Genomic DNA, 5,461 nt, shown 5'->3' with positions numbered 1-5,461 from the left:
CGTTGACGGTGCCCTGCCCGGCCCTCCCGTACGCCCGTCCGCCCGGTCGGACCGTGTCGCGCGGCGCCGCGGCCAGGGGATCAGCCACCGCACCGCGGCCACCAGCAGCCAGATGACACCGGCCGGGGGCCAGCCGCCGGTGAAGAGGCCGAGCGCGGCGACGGCCGCCAGGGCGGGGATCTCCTTGACCAGGACGTGGCGGATGCCCCGCCCCGAGGCCGACGCGGCCACCGCCGCGATGACCAGGTACACGGCGACCGCACCGCACATGAGCCACCGGGTGCCACCCGGCAGCCGTCCGTCGGTGAACGCCACGCTGTTGCCCAGGGCCGCTGCGAGCGCCGCGATCGACCCGGCGACGAAGCAGTGCAGGACCAGCGCGATCCGTACGGGTACGGCGCCGGCGCCGAGAAGCGGCACCCCGCCCGTGCCGTGGCGCAGGGAGAGCGACCAGAACTGCAGCAGGAGCAGGAACGCGCCGATCGCCACACCGTAGAGCGCCCGGTCCCAGACGGCTTCCCCCGCGGCGCCGACCATCTGCACGATGGCCTCGCCCAGGACGATCAGGACGAACAGCCCCAGGCGCTCGTCGAGATGGCCGCCGTCGGCGTACCGCGCGACGGGCAGCGGCGCCCGATGACGGTGCTCACGGTCCTTCCTCGCCTGTTCGAGCATCCGGCCCGCCGACCCGGTGAACATCGAGACCAGGTCGATGGCGATGCCCGCTGCCCACAGGACGTAGCGGGCATGGCCGTCCACCCACACGGAGACCACCCAGGGTGCGAGCCCCGCGCCCATCCGCGTGATGGGCAGGTCCACGATCACCTCGCCACGGTGGTTCCACAGCCGGGAGGAGAGCAGCCGCACCAGCACATAGGCGAGCGCGAACGCGCCACCGTTGTGGTGACGGACACCGGGGACGGCCGCGGCCATCACCGCCATGCCGAACATGCCCGCCATCACCAGCATGGTTCTGACCCGGTCCCCGGCCACGTTCGCGTACATCGTGAAGAGGATCCACGCGTTCCAGAAGGCGAGGAACAGCAGGGCGTACAGGCCCAGGTCGGCCGGGCCGGGTTCGCCGTGCAGAAGATGTGCGAGCTGCCCCACACCGGCCACCACGATCAGATCGAAGAAGAGCTCCAGCCATGAGGAGTGGCGCTCTTCTTCCCTGCCGCCCCCGGACGGCGGGGCCTGCGGCGGTGGGCCCGGATCGGACGGGCCGGGGGCGAGCGCATCGTTCATGGGAAGACTTCTCCGGTCCTGGCGGCTCCGGCAGACGGCGGGACGAGTTCAGGATGCATCGCGCGGGACGCGGAACCCGCCAGGACACGGGGTGCGGCCGGCCCCGTGACGCCGGGGAGGTACGCGGCCCCGAAGGCCGACTTTGCATGATCATGCGTTCTGTCGCATACTCTTTCCATGTCTAAGGTTCTCACCTCCCTGCCCACCGGCGAGCGCGTCGGCATCGCCTTCTCCGGTGGCCTCGACACCTCCGTCGCGGTCGCGTGGATGCGCGACAAGGGCGCCGTCCCGTGCACCTACACCGCCGACATCGGCCAGTACGACGAGCCCGACATCGCGTCGGTGCCCGGCCGCGCGCTGGCGTACGGCGCCGAGATCGCGCGCCTGGTCGACTGCCGTGCGGCGCTGGTCGAGGAGGGGCTGGCCGCGCTCACCTGCGGCGCGTTCCATATCCGCTCCGGCGGGCGGTCCTACTTCAACACCACCCCGCTCGGCCGCGCCGTCACGGGCACCCTGCTGGTCAGGGCCATGCTCGAGGACGACGTACAGATCTGGGGCGACGGCTCGACGTTCAAGGGCAACGACATCGAGCGGTTCTACCGCTACGGCCTGCTCGCCAACCCGCATCTGCGCATCTACAAGCCGTGGCTGGACGCGGACTTCGTCACCGAGCTCGGTGGCCGCAAGGAGATGTCGGAGTGGCTGCTCGCCCACGAGCTCCCCTACCGCGACAGCACCGAGAAGGCGTACTCCACCGACGCCAACATCTGGGGTGCCACCCACGAGGCCAAGACCCTGGAGCACCTGGACACCGGCGTCGAGACGGTCGACCCGATCATGGGCGTCCGGTTCTGGGACCCCGAAGTCGAGATCGCCGCCGAGGACGTGACGATCGGCTTCGACCAGGGCCGTCCGGTGACGATCAACGGCAAGACGTTCGCCTCCCCGGTCGACCTGGTGATGGAGGCGAACGCCATCGGCGGCCGCCACGGCATGGGCATGTCCGACCAGATCGAGAACCGCGTGATCGAGGCCAAGAGCCGCGGCATCTACGAGGCGCCCGGCATGGCGCTGCTGCACGCCGCGTACGAGCGCCTGGTCAACGCGATCCACAACGAGGACACCGTCGCGCAGTACCACAACGAGGGCCGGCGCCTGGGCCGCCTCATGTACGAGGGCCGCTGGCTCGACCCGCAGGCGCTGATGATCCGCGAGTCGCTGCAGCGCTGGGTGGGCGCGGCGGTCACCGGCGAGGTGTCGCTGCGGCTGCGGCGCGGCGAGGACTACTCGCTGATGGACACCTCGGGCCCGGCGTTCAGCTACCACCCGGACAAGCTCTCCATGGAGCGCACCGCGGACTCGGCGTTCGGCCCGGTGGACCGGATCGGCCAGCTCACCATGCGCAACCTCGACATCGCCGACTCCCGCGCCAAGCTGGAGCAGTACGCCGGTCTCGGGATCGTCGGCAACACGCACGCGACGCTCATCGGCGCCGCCCAGGCCGCGTCGACGGGGCTGATCGGAGCGATGCCGCAGGGCGGCGCCCAGGCCATCGCCTCCCGCGGCAGGGTCGACGCGGACGAGCAGATGCTCGACCGCGCCGCGATGGAGTCGGGCACTGACTGATCCCGGCACCGGCTGATCCCGGGGCCTGCCGATCCCGGGGCCGGCTGGTCTCGTTACCGACTGATCCCGGCACCGGCTGATCTCCGTACGGACTGACCGGTACGCCGACAGCGGCAGGTTCTGGATGTGTTGACCCGCGGTGACATTCCCGCGGGTCAACGCATGTGGACCGCCCCCGATTCGCCGTACGCCCTCAGACGCGTGGCGCGGGCAGGGTTACCTCGAAGCGGCAGCCGCCGGTCACATTGCGGACCGCGGCCCGGCCGGCGTGCGCCTCCACGATGCCGCGCACGATGGCCAGGCCGAGACCGGCGCCCGCCGGTGGAGTCCGGGCCTCGCTGCCCCGCCAGCCGGTGTCGAAGACCCGCGCCAGATCGTCCTCCGGGATACCGCCGCAGCCGTCGGTGACCGAGAGGACGACGGAGCCGGCCCGCTGCTCGGCGGCGACCGCGACGGTGCCGTCGGCCGGCGTCCGGTGGATCGCGTTGACCAGCAGATTGGCCAGGACCCTGGTCATTTCCTTGCCGTCCACCTCGACCGGCAGGGGCGCCACACCGCCGCCCTCCAGCCGGACGCCGTGCTCGCGGGCCAGCGGGTCGGCTCCGGCCAGGGCGTCGCCCACCAGGTCGTACACGGACATCCGGACCGGTGTGAGGGTCAGCGCCCCCGCGTGGATCCGGGACAGTTCGAAGAGGTCGCCGACCATGGTGTTCATCCGGTCCACCTCGGTGCGGATCTGCCGGAAGTAGCGCTCGGGGTCGGCGGCCATCCCGTCCTCCAGCGCCTCGGACATCGCCCGCAGCCCGGCGAGCGGAGTCCGCAGATCGTGCGAGATCCACGCGACCAGCTCGCGCCGCGAGGTCTCCAGCGCCTGCTCACGGCGGCGGGACACGGCCAGCTTCTCGCTCGTCGCGGCGAGTTCGCGGCCCAGATCGGCCAGTTCGGCGGTGGGTGCCCCGCCCGGTTCGGCGAAGTCGCCCCCGTCACCGAAGGACCGCGCGGCCAGGGTCAGCGCCCTGCTGCCCGCGACGACCCAGCGGCCCAGCAGCAGCGCGGTCGCCAGCGAGACCACGGCTGCCATGGCCACCACCAGGGTCACCACCTTGAGGTCGTGCGGCGACAGGAACATCGCCCTGGCCACTGCCAGCGTTCCCGCCAGCATCGCGATCACCGCGACGGCCGAGATGACCGTGAGCGACAGGGCGACCGAGCGGTGGCGCAGCCGCCACAGGGCGCCGGCCCCGAGCAGCCCGGCCGCACCTGCGCCGAGAAACGCGTACAGCGCGATCAGCAGCAGATCCCTCATCGCGCGCCCGCCCCGGAGTCCGTTCCGTGCTGTCCCTCCGCGCCGCCAGGTGAGCCGTCGGATGAGCGGGCCGGCACCTCGCCCCGGTCCGTGGCCTCTGTGCGAGCCGTGGCCCCGCTACGGCCGGTTGCCGCCACTGGGTCCGTCGCCGCCACCTGGTCCGCCGCCACCCGTTCCGTTCCGTCCTCGAACCGGTAGCCGACCCCCCACACGGTCCGGATCAGCCTCGGCGCCGCGGGATCGTCCTCGATCTTGCCGCGCAGCCGGCGCACATGGACCGTGACCGTCGACAGATCGCCGAACTCCCAGCCCCACACCTCGTGCATCAGCTGCTCCCGGCCGCATGCCTGCCCCGGGTGCCCGACCAGATACGCCAGCAGGTCGAACTCTCTCAGCGTCAGGGCGAGTTCCCGCCCGTCCTTGGTGGCGCGCCGGGCCGCGGGGTCCACCGTGACCCCCGCGGCGTGCAGCAGCGGCCCCGGCCGGTCGCCGGCCGTACGGCTGCGCCGCAGCACCGAGTCGACGCGGAGCACCAGCTCGCGCGGGCTGAACGGCTTGGTCACATAGTCGTCCGCGCCTATTTCGAGCCCCAGGATCCGGTCGTCCTCGTCGCCGCGCGCGGTCAGCATGATCACCGGGACCGGGCCGCGGGCGCGGAGTATCCGGCACACCTCAAGACCGTCCATGCCGGGCAGCATCAGATCGAGCACCACCAGATCGGGCCTGCGCCGCGCCGCGCACTCCAGGGCCGCCGGGCCGTCGGCCGCGCGGTCCACGGAGTACCCGGCCCGGTCGAGATAGCCGGCGACGACCTCGGAGACGGTCGGGTCGTCGTCGACGACCAGCACACAGGGCGGCGGCGGAGCGGGGCGATGGTTCGGCATGACCCCAGCGTGTCACCGAGGAGCCCCGGGCGGACGGTCGAGTGGGTGGTTGCGTGCGGACGTCCGCGTTTCGTAAGGAGCGGAAGAGCCATCACGCTCCGTTTGATTCGTACGGTGAGGGACGTGACCGACCTGACGCCTCTGCGGCCCCCGAGCCCCCCGACCCCCCTGACGGTGGACGTCGTCCTCCCCTGCCTCGACGAGGCGGGCGCGCTGCCCCGGGTGCTGGAGCGCATCCCCGACGGCTGGCGGGCGCTCGTGGTCGACAACGGCTCCACCGACGGTTCGGCCGCCATCGCCGCCGGCCTCGGCGCCACCGTCGTCCACGAACCCCGCCGCGGTTTCGGCGCCGCCTGCCACGCGGGTCTGCGCGCCGCGACGGCCGAGCTGGTGTGCTTCT

Annotated in this window: 5 protein-coding genes; 2 read left to right on the top strand and 3 right to left on the bottom strand. The window is 72.3% G+C overall.

Features of this window, described 5'->3' with window-relative positions; all coding sequences use genetic code 11:
• Positions 1–1,245: low temperature requirement protein A (locus G3I19_RS34190; RefSeq protein WP_164267589.1), on the bottom strand; the 1,245-nt coding region annotated here is incomplete at its 3' end.
• Between the two features lie 177 nt (positions 1,246–1,422).
• Between G3I19_RS34190 and argG the strand changes: the two genes are divergently transcribed.
• Positions 1,423–2,871: an argininosuccinate synthase gene (argG, locus tag G3I19_RS34185; protein WP_164267588.1), complete on the top strand. Its 1,449-nt coding sequence runs from the start codon at positions 1,423–1,425 to the stop codon at positions 2,869–2,871.
• A 193-nt stretch (positions 2,872–3,064) separates the two neighbouring features.
• Here the strand turns inward: argG and G3I19_RS34180 are convergent, their stop codons facing one another.
• Positions 3,065–4,177, bottom strand: a complete 1,113-nt coding sequence (locus G3I19_RS34180; protein WP_164267587.1) for a HAMP domain-containing sensor histidine kinase — start codon at positions 4,175–4,177, stop codon at positions 3,065–3,067.
• Positions 4,174–5,061: a response regulator transcription factor gene (locus G3I19_RS34175; RefSeq protein WP_164267586.1), complete on the bottom strand. Its 888-nt coding sequence runs from the start codon at positions 5,059–5,061 to the stop codon at positions 4,174–4,176. The genes G3I19_RS34180 and G3I19_RS34175 overlap by 4 nt, the downstream gene beginning before the upstream one ends.
• A 132-nt stretch (positions 5,062–5,193) precedes the next feature.
• Between G3I19_RS34175 and G3I19_RS37100 the strand changes: the two genes are divergently transcribed.
• A partial coding sequence (locus G3I19_RS37100; RefSeq protein ID WP_239075020.1) for a glycosyltransferase occupies positions 5,194–5,461 on the top strand: 268 nt, incomplete at its 3' end.

It is taken from the genome of Streptomyces sp. SID10853, from assembly GCF_010548145.1.
Classification (GTDB): Bacteria; Actinomycetota; Actinomycetes; order Streptomycetales; family Streptomycetaceae; genus Streptomyces.
Note: the sequence above shows the minus strand (reverse complement) of the source record. Positions and strands in the feature narration are given on the sequence as shown.